15 protein-coding genes are annotated in these 19,620 nt (G+C 58.4%); 8 read left to right on the plus strand and 7 right to left on the minus strand.

The features are described from left to right. Window positions 1-5 precede the first annotated feature (5 nt). A complete protein-coding gene (locus JYE49_RS14090) occupies window positions 6-1,322 on the plus strand; it encodes a cation:proton antiporter (protein WP_093957645.1) in 1,317 nt (438 codons plus the stop codon). A 59-nt stretch (window positions 1,323-1,381) separates the two neighbouring features. On the opposite strand, the gene cysK is transcribed toward JYE49_RS14090, so the two are convergent. Continuing rightward, window positions 1,382-2,311: a cysteine synthase A gene (gene cysK, locus JYE49_RS14095; RefSeq protein ID WP_093957644.1), complete on the minus strand. Its 930-nt coding sequence runs from the start codon at window positions 2,309-2,311 to the stop codon at window positions 1,382-1,384. 125 nt (window positions 2,312-2,436) lie between these two features. Here cysK and JYE49_RS14100 point away from each other — a divergent pair, with 125 nt between their 5' ends. The 6 genes from JYE49_RS14100 (at window position 2,437) to JYE49_RS14125 (ending at window position 9,613) form a co-directional block, all read left to right on the plus strand. Continuing rightward, window positions 2,437-3,360: an NlpC/P60 family protein gene (locus JYE49_RS14100; RefSeq protein WP_093957643.1), complete on the plus strand. Its 924-nt coding sequence runs from the start codon at window positions 2,437-2,439 to the stop codon at window positions 3,358-3,360. A gap of 546 nt (window positions 3,361-3,906) precedes the next feature. Further along, window positions 3,907-4,296, plus strand: coding sequence for a hypothetical protein (locus JYE49_RS14105; RefSeq protein WP_093957642.1), 390 nt, complete (start codon window positions 3,907-3,909; stop codon window positions 4,294-4,296). A 511-nt stretch (window positions 4,297-4,807) separates the two neighbouring features. Next, the gene (gene metF, locus JYE49_RS14110; protein ID WP_093957641.1) at window positions 4,808-5,689 is read left to right on the plus strand and encodes a methylenetetrahydrofolate reductase [NAD(P)H]; all 882 of its coding nucleotides are present in this window, start codon (window positions 4,808-4,810) and stop codon (window positions 5,687-5,689) included. Continuing rightward, window positions 5,689-6,300, plus strand: coding sequence for a vitamin B12 dependent-methionine synthase activation domain-containing protein (locus JYE49_RS14115; protein WP_093957640.1), 612 nt, complete (start codon window positions 5,689-5,691; stop codon window positions 6,298-6,300). Before metF ends, JYE49_RS14115 begins: the two co-directional genes overlap by 1 nt. Then, window positions 6,297-8,711: a homocysteine S-methyltransferase family protein gene (locus JYE49_RS14120; protein ID WP_093957639.1), complete on the plus strand. Its 2,415-nt coding sequence runs from the start codon at window positions 6,297-6,299 to the stop codon at window positions 8,709-8,711. The genes JYE49_RS14115 and JYE49_RS14120 overlap by 4 nt, the downstream gene beginning before the upstream one ends. Window positions 8,712-8,734: 23 nt before the next feature. After that, entirely contained in the window at window positions 8,735-9,613 is an 879-nt protein-coding gene (locus JYE49_RS14125; RefSeq protein WP_143754510.1) for a phosphodiester glycosidase family protein, read from the plus strand. A gap of 202 nt (window positions 9,614-9,815) precedes the next feature. Here JYE49_RS14125 and JYE49_RS14130 read toward each other — a convergent pair whose 3' ends face one another. The 4 genes from JYE49_RS14130 to JYE49_RS14145 all read right to left on the minus strand — a co-directional run bounded on the left by JYE49_RS14130 (window position 9,816) and on the right by JYE49_RS14145 (window position 15,151). Continuing rightward, window positions 9,816-11,240: a DEAD/DEAH box helicase gene (locus JYE49_RS14130; RefSeq protein ID WP_093957637.1), complete on the minus strand. Its 1,425-nt coding sequence runs from the start codon at window positions 11,238-11,240 to the stop codon at window positions 9,816-9,818. A 3-nt stretch (window positions 11,241-11,243) separates the two neighbouring features. After that, the gene (ald, locus tag JYE49_RS14135) at window positions 11,244-12,356 is read right to left on the minus strand and encodes an alanine dehydrogenase (RefSeq protein WP_093957636.1); all 1,113 of its coding nucleotides are present in this window, start codon (window positions 12,354-12,356) and stop codon (window positions 11,244-11,246) included. A 114-nt stretch (window positions 12,357-12,470) separates the two neighbouring features. Continuing rightward, the gene (locus JYE49_RS14140) at window positions 12,471-13,037 is read right to left on the minus strand and encodes an NUDIX domain-containing protein (protein ID WP_093957635.1); all 567 of its coding nucleotides are present in this window, start codon (window positions 13,035-13,037) and stop codon (window positions 12,471-12,473) included. A gap of 278 nt (window positions 13,038-13,315) precedes the next feature. Continuing rightward, window positions 13,316-15,151 carry an alanine--tRNA ligase gene (locus JYE49_RS14145; protein WP_283399408.1) on the minus strand — a complete coding sequence of 612 codons (1,836 nt, stop codon included), beginning with the start codon at window positions 15,149-15,151 and terminating at the stop codon, window positions 13,316-13,318. A 281-nt stretch (window positions 15,152-15,432) separates the two neighbouring features. Here JYE49_RS14145 and JYE49_RS14150 point away from each other — a divergent pair, with 281 nt between their 5' ends. After that, window positions 15,433-17,361 carry an aconitate hydratase gene (locus JYE49_RS14150; protein WP_283399407.1) on the plus strand — a complete coding sequence of 643 codons (1,929 nt, stop codon included), beginning with the start codon at window positions 15,433-15,435 and terminating at the stop codon, window positions 17,359-17,361. 181 nt (window positions 17,362-17,542) lie between these two features. Here JYE49_RS14150 and JYE49_RS14155 read toward each other — a convergent pair whose 3' ends face one another. Together JYE49_RS14155 and JYE49_RS14160 are read right to left on the minus strand one after the other, a co-directional pair. Beyond that, window positions 17,543-18,850, minus strand: a complete 1,308-nt coding sequence (locus JYE49_RS14155; RefSeq protein ID WP_093957633.1) for an ATP-binding protein — start codon at window positions 18,848-18,850, stop codon at window positions 17,543-17,545. Beyond that, the gene (locus JYE49_RS14160; protein ID WP_093957632.1) at window positions 18,847-19,599 is read right to left on the minus strand and encodes a LytR/AlgR family response regulator transcription factor; all 753 of its coding nucleotides are present in this window, start codon (window positions 19,597-19,599) and stop codon (window positions 18,847-18,849) included. Before JYE49_RS14160 ends, JYE49_RS14155 begins: the two co-directional genes overlap by 4 nt. Between the last annotated feature and the right edge of the window lie 21 nt (window positions 19,600-19,620).

Consider the following 19,620-nt stretch of genomic DNA (forward strand, 5'->3'; position numbering starts at 1 on the left):
AACTTATGCAAACGCTTCTGCTGATTGCTGTTGCCCTGTTCTCCGGACTATTGATGACCCGTCTGTTTGATAAGTTTCACCTGCCGGATGTCACCGCCTACCTGGTGACCGGCGTGCTGATCGGCCCCTGCATCCTGGGACGGCTGGGGGTTCCGTGCCTGGGTTTCAACACCTTTGAGCAGGTGGATTCCCTTTCGATGATTTCGGATGTGGCCCTGGGCTTCATTGCTTTTGCCATCGGCCATGAATTCCGCCTTTCCGCCCTGAAGCAAACGGGTAAGCAGGCAACGGTGATCGGTATCATCCAGGCCTGCTTTGCCACCCTGTGCGTGGACGCGGCACTGATTGCCCTGCACTTTATCATGCCGGACCTGCTGCCGATGCCCGTGGCTGTAACCCTGGGCGCGATCGCGGCGGCTACCGCCCCGGCTGCCACCCTGATGGTGGTCCGTCAGTACAAGGCCAAGGGGCCGGTGACGGACGTGCTGCTGCCGGTGGTTGCCCTGGATGATGCGGTAGGCCTGGTGATCTTCGCCATTTCCTTCGGCATTGCCCAGTCCCTGAAAAACGGGGATACCGATATCGCCGCCCTGATCCTGGAACCGCTCATGGAGGTGTTCCTGTCCCTCGCCTTCGGCGGACTGGTGGGCCTGGTGCTGACCTGGCTGGAGCGGTTCTTCCACTCCCACCGGAACCGGAACGCCCTCATTGTCGGCAGCGTCATCCTGACGGTGGCCGTCAGCCAGCTGAAGATCCCGGCGGGTCCTTTCACCTTCGGATTCTCTTCCCTGCTGGTCTGCATGATGCTGGGCACCATTTTCTGCAACTTCTGCCCCCTCAGCGAGGATCTGATGCTGCAGGCGGACCGCTGGTCCGGCCCGGCCGTGACCCTGTTCTTTGTGCTCAGCGGCGCGGCGCTGAAGTTTGAGGTCTTCGGCGATCCCGCCGTGCTCCTGGTCGGCGTGGTCTATATCGTTGCCCGGTCGCTGGGCAAATATCTGGGCGCCGGCCTGTCCTCCTCCATGGTTCACAGTCCCGAACCGGTCCGGAAATACCTGGGCATCACTCTGCTGCCCCAGGCCGGCGTGGCCCTGGGCATGTGCGCCACAGCCTACCGGGTGCTGGGCGGCACGGAGGGTACGCTGGTCCGGAATATTGTGCTTTTCTCCGTGCTGGTCTATGAACTGGTGGGCCCGAGTCTGACCAAGTGGGCCCTGACCAAAGCCGGGGATATCCGGAAAATGCCGGACGAGGTTGCTTCCCGCCGGGAAAAGGAACTGCAGGAGGCCGCCAAACCGGTGCCTGCCGCCTTCCGGAAATAGCCTGTGACAGCAAAAAAACCCGCCTTTCCTTCCGGAAGGCGGTTTTTTGACGGGATTGATTACACGCCGAAGAGGGGTGTGGAATAATACCGCTCGGCGGTATCGGGCAGCACGGTGACCACGGTTTTGCCGGGCCCGAGTTTCTTGGCCAGCTTCAGGGCGGCGGCCACGTTGGTGCCGCTGGAGATACCGCAGACCAGGCCTTCTTCCCTGGCCAGGCGTCGGGCGGTTTCCAGGGCTTCCGCGTCGGTAACCACGTAGATATCGTCATAGATTTCCCGGTTCAGGATATCCGGGATAATGCCGTCGCCGATGCCCATCTGGATATGGGTGCCGATGGTGCCTCCGGCGAGGATGGCGGCGTTTTCCGGTTCCACTGCCCAGATCTCCATATCCGGATACTGGGCCTTCAGCACTTCGCCGATGCCGGTGAGGGTGCCGCCGGTGCCGATGCCGCTGCAGTAGCCGTGGATCGGTCCGGCCACCTGGGCCATGATCTCCAGGGCGGTATGCTTTTTGTGGGCCAGGGTGTTGTTCGGGTTTTCAAACTGCTGGGGAACAAAGACCTTCGGGTTCTTCGCCTTCATCTCCATGGCGCAGTTGAGGCATTCTTCCATGCACTTGCCGATGTCCCCGGCGTCATGGATCAGCTTGACTTCCGCTCCGTAATGGCGGATGAGTTTGCGGCGCTCTTCGCTGACGGAGTCCGGCATGATGATGATCGTCCGGTAGCCTTTGACCACGCCGACAAGCGCCAGGCCGATTCCCTGGTTGCCGCTGGTGGGCTCCACGATGATGCTGTCCGGGGAGAGCTTGTCTTCCTTTTCCGCCTGCTCAATCATATTCAGCGCGGTGCGGGTTTTGATGGAGCCGCCCACATTCAGGGCCTCCACCTTGACCAGGATTTCGGCGCTGCCTTCCTCCGGCATCCGGTTCAGCCGAACCATGGGCGTGTTGCCGACCGCTTCAAGAATTGTATTATAAACCATTGTGACTGCACCTCCGGTAATTACCCTATAACATGCAGGGTTTATTATAGCGAAATCAGAGTGCTTTGTATACAGGATCATTCGTGGTATACTCTTTTAGAACAATCTGAGGAGGCTGCCCATCCATGACGGAAAAAATGATACTGCGAGGCAGGAAGACTGTCCGAAGAATCGCAGTGCTGCTGACGGTGATGCTGGTGATCTTTGCCGGCCCGGGAAAAGCGGTGGTGAAGGAATCGGCAATGCTGGAGGCGGCGTTTGAACTGCTGGAAGAGGCGAATCCTTTTGTTGCCCGGTATGAACAACTGACGGGACGGGTGATCAGCACCCTGTACACCGACGGCGTTCCCTATTACTTCGGCGGACTGTCCGGGACCAAGTGGAACGGATATTTTTATATGTCCTATCCGAATTATCATGTGATCACCTGCGAGACTAAAACCGGATATTTCCAGCGGGGAAAAACGTATCTGTACGGCCTGGACTGCACCGGCTTTACCCGGCATGTGTTCAAGGCCTGCGGACGGGAGCCGCATCCGCCCCTGTCGGAAATCCTGAACAACTGGGACCAGCGGCCGTTCCATGTGTTTGACAGCCGTGAAGGGTTTGAGGCACCTCCCTATCCGGAGCTGAAGAATACCCTGCAGGAGGGCGACCTGCTGGTCATCAAACACGAGAACTCCGAAACCCGGCATGTGATGATGTATATCGGAACCCTCCGGGATTACGGCTATAACACGACAGATGAACCGGAACTGGCCAGATGGCTGGATTACCCGCTGGTCATTCACTGCGGGCTCAGTCCCTTCTTCGGCGAGCGGTTCCAGCAGATCATTGATGAAAACCCGGCCCTGTATGAAGGCTGCACAACAACGGACGGGGGCGTTGCCATCTCCATTGTGGGAGTGAACCCGGAAGACGCGCCGGTGCATGAGCATGTGCAGAAGACAGACTACGACTGGTTTGTGATGAACGACGGCGGATATGTGCTTTCGGTGGTAAACCTGAGCGATGTGAAGACTTATGCGTGGTACAGAAGCAATTCATAATTTTGCGATCGCCGTTACCAAAGTGCCTATGGCACTTTGACGGCTGTAGCATGGCAGTTGTATTCCGCAATCTCAATGGTCGCAACTCTACACTGTAGAGCTTGCTCCCTTTCGATTGACCTCAGACCCGATGAGATTCCCGCCACTGGCGGTCATCGGCTCTTCGTCCAAATCAGAGATTTGGACAACTGCTCAACAATTCAGAATTATCAGCAATGTGGGCGTATGGAATAATCCATTGCGTGCACGTTGTCATCCTGAGCAAGCAAAGCGTGTCGAAGGATCCCTTACTACGTCCGAAGGACGAATGTGACAGAGGGACAGACCAACTGTCACGTTCCTTTGGAATGATGACAGTTGGTCTGTCCCTGCTGTCACATCCCGTTTCCACGCTCCGCAGCCTCCACGCTGCCTTCCGGACGAGGAACCGTCCCCTGTCCGGAAAAGTGAAGAGTGAAGAGTGTAGAGTTGTTGCGACGGTGACTGTTGTCACCGTCGCAACAGTATGGTATGATACAGACAACAAAAGGAAAGGAAGGGACGTTCATGCCCGCGAAGAAAGAAACCGTCAAAAAAGAAGCTCCCAAGACTGAAGCTGAAAAGAAGACCGTGAAGAAAGCCGCGGCAAAGGCCGCTCCCAAGGCTGCCGTGAAGGCCGCCAAGACCGCCGTGAAGGCTGCGGAGAAGGCTGTAAAGGCTGCTGCTCCCGCCAAGAAGGCTCCTGCAAAGAAGGCTCCCGCGAAGAAAGCCGCGCCTGCCAAGAAGGCCGCAAAGACTCCCGAAGTGATCATCCAGTCTCCTCTGGGCGGCATTATCACCCCCGAAGAGATCCTGAAGAAGGTCGGCAAGGTGGACAAGGTGTACGTCCGCGTGGACCAGAACAAAGCCCACTGGGTCCGTGGAGACGAAGTCGGCAGCGTTGATCTGTGGGACTAAGACATTCAAACGACTGGCAAATACCGCCGGAGTGAATACTCCGGCGGTATTTATATGGGTAGAAGGAACGAGAGAAAGACAGGATGCGGCCTCCGGGAGAATTGTGCACCGGCATTTCACAATGTATAATATAATAGTAATGGTGTGCGACTGATGAAGGCGTCCTTCGGACGTAGTAAGGGATTCCTCGACTCTACTTCGTAGCCCGGGGCTACCGCCCGTTCTTCACTGAGGAAGAGCCACTGGCTCTTCCTCCAGGCGTTCCGAACCCCGGAATGACATCATCGCTGCGGCGGGGAGATTCTTCGACGCGGCCTTCGGCCTCCGCTTCGCTACCCCGGGGCTGCCGCCCGTTTTCCGCTGAGAAAGAGCCACTGGCTCTTTCTCCGGGCGCTCCAAACCCCAGAATGACAAAGTAGAGGCAGCGGTTTATCCATTGCGCTTGGATTCCAATAATTCTGAATTATGAATTCTGAATTCTGAATTGAAGATTACGAGAGGACGCTGAGCTATGAGAATACTGGACACGGTCCGGAGTACGGATTTAAGTCTTTCTTTCGAGGTGTTTCCGCCGAAGACGGACGCGACCTTTGAGGAAGTGCTGAAGGCGACGGAGGAAATTGCGGCGCTGAAGCCCTCCTTTATCTCCGTGACCTACGGCGCGGGCGGCAAGGGCGGCAAATACACCCTGGAAATCGCCCGGACGCTGCAGAACACGGACGGGGTGGAAACCCTGGCCCACCTGACCTGCGTCGGCGCGGGAAAGGAAGACATCAGCTCCTACCTGCAGACCCTGAAGGCTGCCGGAATCCGGAACATCATGGCGCTGCGGGGCGACCTGCCGGAAGGCATGACGCCGGAAGACATGAAGAACAGTCCCTATCCCCATGCTTCCGACCTGATCCGGGAAATCCGGAAAGCCGGGGACTTCTGCATCGGCGCGGCCTGCTATCCGGAAGTGCATCCTGAAAGCAGCGTGCAGGCGGAGGATCTCCGCTACCTGAAGGAAAAGGTGGACGCGGGCGCAGACTTCCTGACCACCCAGATGTTCTTTGACAACAACCTTTTGTATAACTTCCTGTACAAGCTGCGGGAGACGGGCGTGACGGTGCCGGTGGTGCCGGGCATCATGCCCATTACGAAAGCCAACCAGGTGAAGCGTGCCCTGAAGCTGTCCGGCAGCTTTATGCCCCGGCGGTTTACCAGCCTGGTGGATAAATTCGGCTCTTCTCCCGAAGCCATGCAGCGGGCAGGCATCATCTATGCCTGTGACCAGATTATTGACCTGTATGCCAACGGCATCCGGCATGTGCATGTGTACACAATGAACAAGCCGGACGTGGCGGCGGCCATCCAGAACCACCTGAGCGGTATGCTGGGGAGGACCTTCTGATGAAGGAAGGACTGCGGCTGGCTGAACTGGGGGAAATCCCCTTTGACGAAAAAGAAATCCTGCGTTACGCGATGCTGCCCTCCTTCGCGCCGGCTCCGGAAGAGCTGCCGATGAAGGAATGCCTGGCGGCGGCCAAAGGCGCGGTGCAGTGCCGGGCGGTCTGGTGCCGGTATCCCCTGAAGCGGGATGGGGAGGAACTGGACCTGGGCTTTGCCCGGACAACCTCCCGGGGGCTGAAAGAGCACCTGGAGGGCTGTGACGAGATAATCCTGTTTGCCTGCACGGCAGGCGCGGAAATGGACCGCCGGATTGGCCGGGCAAAGCTGCAGTCCCCGGCCAAGGGACTGCTGATGCATGCCATCGGGGCACAGCAGGTGGAAAGCGGCTGTGACCGGCTGTGCAGGCAGCTGGCGGAGCAGTTTCCGGACAAGCAGCTGACAGACCGGTATTCCCCGGGATACGGGGACCTGCCGCTGGAAATGCAGAAGGATGTTATGACTGCCCTGGACTGCGGGCGGACGGTGGGGATCACCCTGACGGACAGCCTGCTGATGACGCCGAGCAAGAGCGTGACGGCAATCATCGGAATGAAAGAGAGAAAGTCTGAATGAATCTGAAGGAATTGCTGCAAAAGGGCCCGTTCTTCCTGGACGGCGGCATGGGAACGCTGCTGCAGGCAAGGGGACTGAAGCCGGGTGAAGCGCCGGAGAAGTGGGGTATGACCCATCCGGACGTGATCACCGATATCCAGCGGAGCTACTACGAGGCGGGCACCGACATGGTGCTGACCAACACCTTTGGTGTGCATCCGCTGCGCTACAGCCTTTCCGAATGTGAAGAGATGGTCCGGACGGCCATCGGCTGTGCGGACAAGGCCCGGAAAGCCATCGCCGACGGGAAGGAACGGTTTGTCGCCCTGGATATCGGCCCCTGCGGAAGACTGCTGAAGCCGCTGGGGAACCTGGACTTTGAGGAAGCGGTACAGGGCTTTGCGGAAGTGGTGCGCTTCGGCGTGAAGTACGGGGCGGACTGCGTGTTTATTGAAACCATGAATGACGGGGCGGAAGCCCGGGCGGCCTTGCTGGCGGCGAAAGAAAACAGTGACCTGCCGGTGCTGGTTTCCTGTGCCTATGGCGCGGACGGAAAGCTGATGACCGGTGGTACGCCGGAATCGGTGGTGGCCATGCTGGAGAGCCTGGGCGCGGACGCCGTGGGCGTCAACTGCTCCCTGGGACCGGACGCGCTGGCGCCGATTGTGGAACGCTACCTGGCGGCGGCTTCAATCCCGGTGCTGATGAAGCCCAATGCCGGCCTGCCCCAGGAAAAGGACGGAAAGACGGTTTACAACGTGGGACCGGAGGAATTCTCCGCCGATATCGTCCCGCTGATCGAAAAAGGCCTGCGGATCATCGGCGGCTGCTGCGGCACGACGCCGGACTTCATCCGGGCGGTGAAGAACGCTTCGGCTGGCAGGGTTCCGCCGGCAGTGGAAAAGAAAGAAAAGACGATTATTGCTTCCCGGGGGCACGCCATTGAACTGGGGAAGGATCCGGTGATCATCGGCGAGCGGATCAACCCCACGGGCAAGAAGCGGCTGCGCAAAGCCCTGGAAGAGGGCGACATGGCCTATGTGCTGAATGAAGCCATCGTGCAGGAAGAGCACGGGGCGGAAGTGCTGGACGTCAACGTAGGCACACCGGGCGTGGATGAACCGGCCCTGCTGGAGCAGGCGGTGCAGGAGCTGCAGGCAGTGACCGACCTGCCGCTGCAGCTGGACACCTCCGATCCGGAAGCAATGCGGCGCGCGCTGCGCGTATATAATGGCAAAGCCCTGATCAACTCTGTGAACGGCAAGCAGGAAGTCATGGACGCTATCTTCCCGCTGGTGAAGAAATACGGCGGGGCGGTGGTTGCCCTGACGCTGGATGAGGACGGGATTCCCGGCACGGCGGAAGGCCGGCTGGCCATTGCCGAAAAGATCCTGAAGGAAGCCGCGAAATACGGCATCGGCCCGAAGGATATTCTGTTTGATACCCTGACTATGACGGTCAGCACGGACGGGAACGCTGCGAAGGTGACCCTGGACGCGCTGAAAATGATCCGGGAAAAGACCGGGTGCGGAACAGTGCTGGGCGTCAGCAACGTCTCCTTCGGCCTGCCGGTGCGGGAGGTGCTGGGAAGCGTCTTCCTGACGCTGGCACTGGAAAACGGCCTGTCCGGCGCAATCATGAACCCGCTGAATGAGCGGATGATGGGCGCGATGATCAGTTTCCGGACCCTGACGGGCCGGGACGAAAACTGCGCTGCTTATATCCAGTATGCCAACGACCTGCCCACCATGCAGGCAGTGACGCCGGCGGCGGGAGCGGCCGGCGGTGCGAAGGAAACCGAAGCGAAGGGACTGCGCCGCGCGGTGGTGAAGGGCCTGTGCAAGGAAGCGGCCAACCTGACCCGGACAGCCCTGGAAGAAGGACGGGACAGCCTGGACCTGGTGAAGGAAGAGATTATCCCGGCCCTGGACGAGGTGGGCCAGGGCTTTGAAGCCAAGAAGATTTTCCTGCCCCAGCTGATGATGAGCGCGGAAGCGGCGGAGGCGGCCGTGGCGGAAATCAAGAAGAAGGCGGCAAACCAGGACGCGCAAGCCTCCAAGGGGATCGTGGTGCTGGCTACCGTGAAGGGCGATATCCACGACATCGGCAAGAATATTGTGAAGCTGCTGTTGGAGAACTACGGATTTACTGTGGCGGACCTGGGCAAGGACGTGCCGCCGGAGACGGTGCTGGAGGCTGTGGAGCGCCTGCATGCGCCGATCTGCGGCCTGAGCGCCCTGATGACCACCACGGTGCCGGCTATGGCGGAAACCGTGAAGCTGGTGCATGAGAAGGCACCCTGGTGCAAGGTGATGGTCGGCGGCGCCGTGCTCACTGAGGAATATGCCCGGGAGATCGGCGCGGACGGATACGGCAAGGACGCGATGGCGTCCGTACGCCTGGCGGAACGCTATATGCAGGAGCAGGCGTGAACGACTGGAAGGAGGAATTCCGGATGAAAAAACGGATATTCTGCCTCCTGTTGTGTTTGGCACTGATTCCTTTCACAGCCGGAGCAGAGGAGCCGGCAGACTTCTTTGAAAAGATTGAGGCGGATACTGTCGGCAGGATTGTCCGGCGGTATGATTCGCCGACGCTGAAATACACGATTGAACGGTTTACCATGGAGGGCGAGAAGTGCTACCTGAGCCGGATCTGGGTTCAGGATCCTTCCCGCCAGATCCGGAAAGCCACGGCGGCCTGGAAGAAAAACATCAGCCGACCCGGGAATATCATCAAAAAGCTTCCGGAAGCAGCGCTGGCGGTGAACGGCAGCGGGTTTGTAAGTCCCCTGTATCCGGAGATCCCGGAGAACTATCCGGGAACCAGCGAGGATTATTACTACACTCCGCTGGGCTCCCTGACGGTAACGGACGGGGAGGTTTTCCGCAACCTGGAGGGCGTGCCGTATTACGGCCTGGCGCTGGACGCGGACGGACTGCAGATGTATACCGGCGCGGACAACGGGGAAGTGCTGGCAACGGAACCCAGCCAGACCTGGTCTTTCTATGTAGGCTGTCCGATGCTGCGGAACAACGAGGACCTGCTGCCGGAGGGATGGAAATTCGCGGACCAGAAAGCCTCCAGGACCATCATCGGCCGGCTGGACCGTAACAATTACCTGATCCTGACGGTGACCAAATCCAAGGGCAAGGGAGTATCCCTGCGCAGGGCACAGAAGTTCTTCCTGGAAAACTTTAATACCGAATGGGTCTACAACCTGGATGGCGGGCAGAGCTATGCCCTGATGAGCCGCAAGCAGGGAAAGAAAAAAATAAACACCCTCGCGGGCGGAAGCGTGAGGGTGGTTGATGTGATGGGGTTTATGGAATAAGAATGCAGTTCTTATTCCATAATGAAATACAGTCGATTGCGGCCAATGTGACAGAGGGACAGACCAACTGTCACGTTCCTTTGGAATGATGACAGTTGGTCTGTCCCTCTGTCACATCCCTGCGCTCCGCAGCCTTCACATTGTCTTTAATTATGAATTCTAAATATATCGCGCACCTGAAATCTTTCAGGTGCGCGATTGATTAACCGCGGCGTTTCTGACGATTGACTCTATGAACCGGTCTGCCGGTGCCATGGCCGGAGGGGCGGGAATGCACCTGTCCGTCTCTGCCTATAGTCACTTTGCCGGTGGGGCGGGAGTGTACCTGTCCGTCTCTGCCAATTGTTACCTTTCCAGTGGGACGGGAATGGGCAGGACGAGAAGGTTTAGCAGCAGAAACGGCGGCAACGCGGCGCTCCGCCAGCGCGTTGCCCTGACGATCCAGCCTGGCGGGCCGGGGTTCGCGGACCTTCGGCGGGGTGGGCGTAGTAACCTCCATGGGCCAGTCGCTTTCCTTCTGGTGAAGGCGCTTGCCGATGAGCTTTTCCACCTGGTTCAGCTGCTTCACTTCGTCGATGCAGCAGAAGGAGATGGCTTTGCCGGTTCTGCCGGCACGGCCGGTACGGCCGATCCGGTGGATATAGGCTTCCGGTTCCATGGGCATGTCATAGTTGAACACATGGCTGAGGCCGGCCACGTCGATGCCGCGGGCGGCAATGTCTGTGGCGACCAGCACCCGGCACTTGCCGCTGCGGAACAGGTTCAGCGCGGCCTGACGGGCGTTCTGGCTCTTGTCACCGTGAATACCGGCGGCTTCGATCCCTTTGCGCTTCAGGTCCCGGACAATCCGGTCCACTCCGTGCTTGGTGCGGGAGAAGACCAGGGCGCTTTCCACCTCCGGATCCTCCAGCAGCTGCGCAAGCAGGTGCTTTTTATTGACCTTGTCCACGTAATACAGGCACTGGTCAATGGCGTCCACCGTAGAGGTGACGGGATCCACCTTGACGTTCTCCGGATCGGTCAGCAGGTCCAGGGCCAGCTTTTCCACTTCCGGCGGCATAGTGGCGGAGAAGAGCAGCGTCTGCCGTTCCTCCGGCAGGGTACGGACGATTTTGCGCACATCGTGGATGAAGCCCATATCCAGCATGCGGTCAGCTTCATCCAGCACGAAGATATCCACCCAGTCCAGGCGGACAAGTCCCTGGCCCATCAGGTCCAGGAGCCGGCCGGGACAGGCAATGACAATTTCCGCGCCCCGGTGGAGGGCTTCCACCTGGCCGCCCTGGCCGACGCCGCCGAAGATGACGGCGCTGTCCAGGCCTTCGCCCTTGCCGTAGAGCTGGAAGTTCTCCCAGGTCTGCATGGCAAGCTCCCGGGTGGGGGAGAGGATCAGGCAGCGGATCACCTTGGCGTTGCTCCGCTGCGGGGGAATCTCCTTCAGCCGCTGCAGGATAGGCAGGGCGAAAGCGGCGGTTTTGCCGGTGCCCGTCTGGGCGCAGCCCAGGACGTCCTTTCCCTCCAGAACCAGCGGGATGGTAGCCTGCTGGATGGGGGTCGGGGTTTCATAACCGGTATCGCGGATGTTTTTCAGAAGGGAAGGGGATAAACCGAGATCTTTAAATTCCATATATCAGATGAGTTCCTGCAATTCTGTAAATTCATAGCCGTGGGCAGCCGCCACGTTCCTGTTGGTCAGCTTCCCGGCATAGGTGTTGACGCCGGAGCGGATCACTTCGCTCTTCCGGCAGGCTTCTTCCAGGCCGGCGGCAGCGATCTCCAGGCCGTATTTCACGGTGGCGTTGGTCAGGGCGATGGTGCTGGTCCGCGGCACGGCGCCGGGCATGTTGCCGACGCAGTAGTGAACCACGCCGTCCAGCTTGTAAACCGGATCGTCATGGGTGGTGACGTGGGAGGATTCGCCGCAGCCGCCCTGGTCGATGGCCACATCGACGAAGACCGCGCCGTCCTTCATTTCCTTCAGGTATTTCTGCTTGAACAGCTTCGGGGTGGAGCCGCCGGGGATCAGCACGGAGCCGATGACCAGGTCCGCGTCCTTCAGCACGCGTTCCACGTTGCTGTCATTGGAAACCAGGGTCTGAATATGGGCGCCGAACATGTTGTCCAGCTCCTCCAGCCGCTTCAGGCTGATATCCAGGATGGTGACGTTGGCGCCCATGCCGACGGCGATCTTGCAGGCGTTCATACCCACGGTGCCGCCACCGAGGATGACCACGTTGGCCTTGGGGGTGCCGGGCACGCCGGCCAGCAGGATGCCTTCACCGCCGAACTTCTTCTCCAGGTACTTGGCGCCTTCCTGGATGGACAGGCGGCCGGCGATCTGGCTCATGGGAGCCAGCAGGGGCAGGGAGCGGTCCTTCTCCTGCAGGGTTTCATACGCCACGGCGTTGACCTTGCCCTTGAGCAGGGCGTCGGTCTGCTGCTTGTCGGCAGCCAGGTGCAGATAGGTGTAAAGGATCAGGCCGTTCCGGAAGAGGGGATATTCGCATTCCAGCGGCTCCTTGACCTTAACCATCATATCCACCAGGTGCCAGACATCCGCGGCGTTGTCGATCAGGGAAGCACCCGCGTCCACATATTCATTGTCGGTGAAACCGGAGCCGATGCCGGCACCCATTTCGATATACACATGATGTCCCGCGGCAATATAGGCGCGGACGTTGTCAGGGGTCAGGCCAACCCGGTATTCATTGTTCTTAATCTCTTTGACACAGCCGATCTTCATTTGCAATCTTCCTTTCCACTGCTTCGCAAAAGTAAGTTGTTATGCCAATAAAATAACAGAGCCGGCGAACAGGAACAAGTGACGGCTCTGTTTTTTTCCTGCACAGGAGATAATTTACAGACCCAGGATCCGGGCAGCTTTGAGGATACAGACCTGGGTTTTGGCGTCGGAGATTTTTCCGGCCATGACGTCCTCCACCAGTTCGGAAAGGGGAATGGTGTACACGTCCAGGAATTCATCCTCGTCCAGGTCCTGCTTTCCTTTATGCAGTCCCCGGGCCATATACATGGTGATGTACTCGTCGCTGTAGGCGGGAGCAGGATGAAAATCGCCGATCTCCGTCCACTCGTCCGCGGTGTAGCCGGTTTCCTCCCGCAGCTCCCGCTTGATGGCGGAGAGCCGGTCCTCATCCGGGGCGTCCAGCTTGCCGGCGGGGATCTCCAGGATGACCTTGTCCAGCGGATAACGGTACTGCCGCTCCATGATCACTTCGTTGTTCTCAGTGATCGGGATGACGCAGACCGCGCCGATATGGCGGATCACTTCCCGGATGGCGCTGCTGCCGTTGGAAAGGGTGACGGTGTCCCGCTTTACGTGGAGGACAATGCCGTTGAAGATGTCCTCGGAAGAGGAAGTCTTTTCGGAAAGGCGGGACCACTCAGTGTTTTGATCAAATTGCATAATCACATTAATCAGGGGGCAATTCAGGTAGGAGGTAGGAGGTAGGAAGTCTTTTTACTGAAAACTTAAGACTTAAGAATGAAGAATTATCCGCTGCGGCGGGGGAGACAGTGGGCGAAGCCCAAATGCAGAATATTGCGATCGCTGTTACCAAAGCCGCTTTGCGCCTTTGACAGCTGTAGCATGGGAGGCATTTGCCGTGCTGAAGCACGGATGCCTCCTCAACAATGCAGAATGCAGAATTATCCGCTGCGGCGGGGGGGATTTATGAATTACTCTTACGCCTTCGGCGCGATGGTGGCCTTGATGCGGCGGACGCCGGCGGAAGAGGATTCTTCCTTGCGGATCTTGAAGGAGCCCAGGTCGCCGGTGTTGGCAGCGTGGGGACCGCCGCAGATTTCGAAGGAATACTCGCCCATCTTGTAGGTCTTGACCTTCTCGCCGTACTTGCTCTCGAACAGGCCGATAGCGCCCTTTTCCTTGGCTTCCTGCACGGTCATCTCTTCCATGACGACCGGAACCTTGGCGTCGATGGCCACGTTGACCAGGCGTTCTACTTCGGCGATTTCTTCGGGGGTCATCTTCCGGCTGAAGGAGAAGTCGAAACGGAGACGCTCGGTGGTGATGTTGGAACCCTTCTGGGCAACTTCATCACCCAGAACCTTGCGCAGGGCAGCCTGCAGCAGGTGGGTGGCGGTGTGCAGCTTGGCGGTTTCTTCGTTCCGCTCGGTCAGACCGCCCTTGGCGGCGCCTTCCTGCTTACTGATGGCCTGGTGCTCCTTGAACGCTTCGGCGAAGCCGTTGGCGTCCACGGTGAGGCCTTCTTCAGCAGCCAGCTCCTCGGTCAGTTCCAGCGGGAAGCCGTAGGTGTCGTAGAGACGGAAAGCCTGCTTGCCGCTGATTTCGGTTTCCGGCTTGTAGGACGGATCCTTCTGGGCCATGAACTCATTCTTGCGGCGGATGCCGGTGATGCACTTGGTGAACTCCTTCATGCCGGTGGCCAGGGTCGCTTCGAAGCGGGCGGCCTCCTTCATGATTTCGTCCAGGATGTAGTCTTTCTTTTCCACCAGCAGCGGATAGGCTTCATCGTAGATCTGCTCAATGAAGATCCGGCTGACCTCGGCCAGGACGGAGGATTCCAGACCCAGCTGGCGGGTGTAGCGGATGGCGCGGCGGAGCAGGCGGCGCAGGATGTAGCCGGCGCCCACGTTGGAGGGCAGGATGCCCTTCACATCGCCGATGAGCATGGTGGAGGTGCGGATATGGTCCGCAATGATGCGCATGGCCTTCTGGGCTTCCGGATCATCGTCGTAGCTCTTGCCGGACTTTTCTTCCAGGTGCTTGATGACCGGGATAAACAGGTCGGTCTTGTAGCCGTCGGTCACGCCGTTCAGGAAGGCCAGCATACGGTCGAGACCGAAGCCGGTATCCACGTTCTTGTTCGCCAGGGGAGAATAGCCGTCGGCGTTCTTGACATACTGCATGTAAACGTCGTTACCGATCTCGACATACCGTCCGCAGCCGCAGGCCGGTCCGCAATTCGGGCCGCAGGGCTTGTTGTGACGGGGGTAGAACCACTCGTTGTCGGGACCGCAGGGGGTGCCGGTGGTGCCTTCCAGCTCCCACCAGTTATCGCTCTTGGGCAGGTAGAAGATGTGCTCCGGCAGGATGCCGACCTTCTTCAGCAGGTCTGCGGTTTCATCATCCCGGGGAGCAGCGTCATTGCCTTCAAACACGGTGGAGCAGATTTCCTTGCTGTCCAGGCCGAAAACCTTGGTCAGCAGGTCGTAGCTCCACTGGGTTTTTTCCTGCTTGAAATAATCGCCCAGGGACCAGTTGCCCATCATCTCAAAGAAGGTGAAGTGGGTGGGGTCGCCGACGCTTTCAATATCCACCGTACGGACGCAGCCCTGCACGTTGCACAGGCGCTTCTTTCCGGACGGATGCTCCTTGCCCAGCAGATAAGGCATCAGGGGCTGCATGCCGGCCACGTTGAACATGACGCCGGTGGTCCCGTCGCCGATCAGCGAGACGGCTCCGATATTGATATGTCCCCGTTCTTCATAGAAACGGATCCAGGCATTTCTCAGTTCCTTGGACGTAATTCCTTTCATAACTCCCAACTCTCCTTTTGGTGATGAAGAATACAACCGTTTTCCCACACGGGCTGCAGCCGTTTTGGCCATGAGCGCCGTGACGTACGCGATAACTTCAATATTATAGCAAACAGGGGATCGGTTTGCAAGGCTGCTTTTCCTGTGTTCTTTCGTGCTCAATCCGTTGACTTTCACCGTTTCTGGCAGATAATGGTATGGTAACAACAACACAGTTGCGGAGAGCTCAGCCGCATCTCCGGCAGAGCGCCGTGGCTGGTTATTTTTTTCGGAGGAATGGTATGAATTTAACTCAGAAGATTCTGAATGCCCACCTGGTCAGCGGAAAACCCGCGGCAGGCGAAGAGGTCTCCATCCGGATTGACCAGACCCTGACGCAGGACTCCACGGGAACCATGGCTTACCTGCAGTTTGAGGCTATGGGTATCGGCCGGGTCAGAACCATGAAGAGCGTAGCCTATATCGACCACAACACCCTGCAGACCGGCTTTGAAAACGCGGATGACCACCAGTACATCCAGAGCGTGACGAAGAAGCACGGCATCTTCTGCTCCAAGCCCGGCAACGGCATCTGCCATCAGGTGCACCTGGAGCGCTTCGGCGTACCGGGACTGACCCTGCTGGGCAGCGACAGCCACACTCCCACCGGCGGCGGCATCGGCATGCTGGCCATCGGCGCGGGCGGCCTGGACGTGGCGGTTGCCATGGGCGGCGGCGCCTACTACCTGACCTACCCGAAGGTGGTCGGTATCCGCCTGAGCGGCAGCCTTCCCTACGGTGTGGCGGCCAAGGATATCATCCTGGAAGTGCTCCGCCGGCTGACTGTAAAGGGCGGCGTGGGCAAGGTAATGGAATACATCGGCGAGGGCGTGAAGACCCTGACGGTGCCGGAGCGCGCCACCATCGCGAACATGGGCGCGGAACTGGGCGCCACCACCTCCGTCTTCCCCAGTGACGAAGTGACCCGCGCCTTCCTGAAGGCCCAGGGCCGGGAAGAGGATTTCCGGGAACTGAGCGCGGACGCGGATGCTGAATATGATGATATCGTGGATATCGACCTGAACACCCTGGAGCCCCTGGTGGCCCAGCCCCATATGCCCGATAACGTGGACACCGTGAAGAACATCGGACCCATCAAGGTGGACCAGGTGTTCATCGGCAGCTGCACCAACTCCAGCTATCAGGATATGATGCGGGTTGCCCGGATCCTGAAGGGCAAGACCGTGCATCCGGACGTGAGCCTGGTGATCGGTCCCGGATCCAAGCAGGTGCTGACCATGCTGGCCCGCAACGGCGCGCTGGCGGATATGCTGGGCGCCGGTGCCCGGATCCTGGAGAGCGCCTGCGGCCCCTGCATCGGCATGGGCCAGAGCCCGAAGACCAACGCGGTCTCCGTGCGGACCAACAACCGGAACTTCTACGCCCGCAGCGGGACTGCCTCCGCGGGCATCTACCTGACCAGCTGCGAAACCGCGGCGGTGACCGCCCTGACCGGCGTGCTGACCGATCCCCGGACGCTGGACCTGGACCTGACGGTGGAACAGCCGAAGCAGTTTGAAGTAAACGACAACCTGGTCATCCCGCCGGTGGCGGAGGGCAAGGAAGACACTGTGGACGTGGTCCGCGGCCCGAACATCAAACCCTTCCCGCTGGGACATGACCTGGAGAATGACGTCAGCGGCAAGGTCTTGCTGAAGATGGAAGACAACATCACCACAGACCATATCATGCCCAGCAACGCGAAGCTGCTGCCCTTCCGCAGCAACATCCCGCACCTGGCTGATTTCTGCCTGACCCCCGTGGATGAGACCTTCCCTGCACGGGCCAAGGAAGAAAAGGGCGGCATCCTGGTAGCCGGCGCCAACTACGGCCAGGGCTCCAGCCGCGAACATGCTGCGCTGGTGCCGTTGTACCTGGGCATTCGTGCCGTGGCGGCCAAGAGCTTCGCCCGTATTCACCAGGCGAACCTGATCAACAACGGCATCCTGCCCCTGACCTTCGCAGATGAGAAGGACTATGACAGGATTGACCAGGGCGATACACTGAGCCTGCCGGGCGTCCGGGAAAAGATCGAAGCGGGCGAGGAAACCCTGGTGCTGAAGAACGAGACCAAGGGCGAGACCTACGCCGTGAAGATGCCGCTGACCGAGCGCCAGAAGGGCATGATCCTCTCCGGCGGACTGATCAACTACATCAGATCCAATGCTTAATGCGGAGACGTTTAAGGGTTAAATGAAATATGAGCCTGAAGGCTCATGTGAAATACGGCTTCGCCGTGTGAAATGTGGCTTCGCCACATGAAATATTCGACTTCGTCGAATGCGATGGATACTTTAAGCAAATAAAAAACACGGACGGGAGAATTTCCTGTCCGTGTTTTTATTCAGTAGATTATGCCGGCTGGAGAAGGAGCATGACGTCGCTGTGGAATTCCTGGCCGTTATGGGAGAAGACGGCTTTGCCGTGATATTTCTCGGCGGAGGTCCGGATGGACTTCAGACCGATGCCGCTGCCGCTATGGCGGCGGGACAGATATTTGCCGTTACGCTCTTTGACCAAGCCGTTGAAGGAATTGGTGGCCACGATATACAGCCGGTTATTCTGTACCAGGCCGGAAAGCAGCAGGCTGCGTTTTTCGGCGGGAATCTCCAGGGAGGCCGCGACGGCATTCTCCAGGATGTTGCCGATGATGGTGCACAGGTCCACATCCGAGACGGAAGTCTTCTGCGGGATATCAATGCGGAAGGAAATCGGGATAGCATTTTCCTTTGCCTTGCCCGCGTAATAGTTCAGCAGGGCATTGAGAGCACGGTTTGAACAGTAATGGCGGGTTTCCGGAACGGGAAGCGCGTCATAATATTCATCAATATACTGGCCCAGCTGTTCATAGTTTCCTTCGTGATAAAGGTTCTTCATCGTCAGGATATTCTGGCGGAAGTCATGGCGGGTGCGGGCGAAGGATTCCATGTACTGCTGCTGGGACTCGAACTGACTTTCCTGCATTTCCAGCATTCTCATCCGCTCCCGGGTACGGGAAGCATTCAGGGCGCCCATGACGATCTGGTAATAGATGACACAGAGCATATTCCACAGGATAAGGAAGGTAAAAATGGAAAACAGGAAAGAACGAAAAACGTTGTTGACAAAAAGGGTCTCATATTTCAGTGGACGGATGAACAAATTGCAGATGATCATGACGCCGGAAAAGGGCAGAGTCATATACCAGATCTTTTCCAGTTTCAGTTCGTCGATGAGCCGGCTGCCGTGACGGAAGAACGGGAAGAAAAGGATCCCCAGGGCGACAGTGTTGACGCCCAATTGGATCAGGGCCGACTTCAGACTGAGGGTGTTGGCGCCGGAGGCAGGATCGAAAGAGGCCTCGATGGCACAGGTGAGATTGCAGAGAATGGCCATCAGGGCGGAAACAGACAGGAATACAGCCAGGGTCTTGCTGATAGGACACTTCAGGATATGCTGATAGACCACAAAAAAGACCAGCAGCATCGGAAAAAGAACATAGTTGATATCCAGCGAGAACTGGATCGTGACGAAGGCGGCCATGGGAAGAAGGAACGCGTTCAGTACTGCCAGGATGGCGACGGTTTTCTTCTGGCCGGGCTTCAGCTGATGGCGCATAGGCAGGAGGCACAGAACCTGGGCCGGGAGTACCATGACAAAGGAGAGCAGGGCTGCAATCACGGGCGGATTCCTCCTTCCGCCATGCTTTCACGGCGAATCCTGGAAAAAGTATAGTCGGTCCAGAGCTGCTCAATTGTGGCGCGGTTCCGGACGCTGACGGGAAGCCGGAGATCTCCCTGCAGGCAGCAGGTGTTGTCGGCAATATCAGTGATATAGTCCATATTGACGATGACTCCGCGGAGGACCTGGAGGAAACGGCCATCCTGCTCCAGCTTGGACCAGACGGAAGAAAGCGTCATCCGGGTACGGTATTCTTTTTTCTGGCGGCTGTGAATAACCAGGTAGTTCCGGTCCGCCGTAAGACAGACCAGGTCACTGTAGGGGAGACTGATTTCCGTTTTGCCGGCGGTAAACCGGAGGGTCGGGAACGTATCACGGATATGTCCGCGAAGCAGACGGTCCATGACCCGGAAAACGGCCTCAGGTCCTTCGTCCTTGTTGATATAGTCATAGACGTGCCAGTGGATGGCCTCGGCCTGATGCTCATTGCTGGTGGTCAGGAAAACCAGGCAGACCTCCTCGTCTATTTCGCGGATTCTGGCGGCGGTTTCAATCCCTGAGATTCCATTCATGTAGACGTCCAGGAAGATAAGAGAAAAATGCTGTGAGGAGAGAGCTTCCAGAAGCTCCTCACCGCCGGAATATGTATGCAGGTCAAAATGAAGACCGTTCCTGCCGGCGTATTCATTCAGGGTTTCCGACAGTTTTGCCAGGGCATCCGGCCTGTCATCCGTGAGCGCAATGTGCATTCCGTTTCCTCCTTCTCCGAT

It is taken from the genome of Aristaeella hokkaidonensis (assembly GCF_018128945.1).
In the GTDB taxonomy this organism is placed as follows: domain Bacteria; phylum Bacillota; class Clostridia; order Christensenellales; family Aristaeellaceae; genus Aristaeella; species Aristaeella hokkaidonensis.

Coding starts and splice junctions, on each gene's coding strand:
- JYE49_RS14090 (WP_093957645.1), top strand. CDS start 6: ATGCAAACGCTTCTGCTGATTGCTGTTGCCCTGTTCTCCGGACTATTG.
- cysK (WP_093957644.1), bottom strand. CDS start 2,311: ATGGTTTATAATACAATTCTTGAAGCGGTCGGCAACACGCCCATGGTT.
- JYE49_RS14100 (WP_093957643.1), top strand. CDS start 2,437: ATGACGGAAAAAATGATACTGCGAGGCAGGAAGACTGTCCGAAGAATC.
- JYE49_RS14105 (WP_093957642.1), top strand. CDS start 3,907: ATGCCCGCGAAGAAAGAAACCGTCAAAAAAGAAGCTCCCAAGACTGAA.
- metF (WP_093957641.1), top strand. CDS start 4,808: ATGAGAATACTGGACACGGTCCGGAGTACGGATTTAAGTCTTTCTTTC.
- JYE49_RS14115 (WP_093957640.1), top strand. CDS start 5,689: ATGAAGGAAGGACTGCGGCTGGCTGAACTGGGGGAAATCCCCTTTGAC.
- JYE49_RS14120 (WP_093957639.1), top strand. CDS start 6,297: ATGAATCTGAAGGAATTGCTGCAAAAGGGCCCGTTCTTCCTGGACGGC.
- JYE49_RS14125 (WP_143754510.1), top strand. CDS start 8,735: ATGAAAAAACGGATATTCTGCCTCCTGTTGTGTTTGGCACTGATTCCT.
- JYE49_RS14130 (WP_093957637.1), bottom strand. CDS start 11,240: ATGGAATTTAAAGATCTCGGTTTATCCCCTTCCCTTCTGAAAAACATC.
- ald (WP_093957636.1), bottom strand. CDS start 12,356: ATGAAGATCGGCTGTGTCAAAGAGATTAAGAACAATGAATACCGGGTT.
- JYE49_RS14140 (WP_093957635.1), bottom strand. CDS start 13,037: ATGCAATTTGATCAAAACACTGAGTGGTCCCGCCTTTCCGAAAAGACT.
- JYE49_RS14145 (WP_283399408.1), bottom strand. CDS start 15,151: ATGAAAGGAATTACGTCCAAGGAACTGAGAAATGCCTGGATCCGTTTC.
- JYE49_RS14150 (WP_283399407.1), top strand. CDS start 15,433: ATGAATTTAACTCAGAAGATTCTGAATGCCCACCTGGTCAGCGGAAAA.
- JYE49_RS14160 (WP_093957632.1), bottom strand. CDS start 19,599: ATGCACATTGCGCTCACGGATGACAGGCCGGATGCCCTGGCAAAACTG.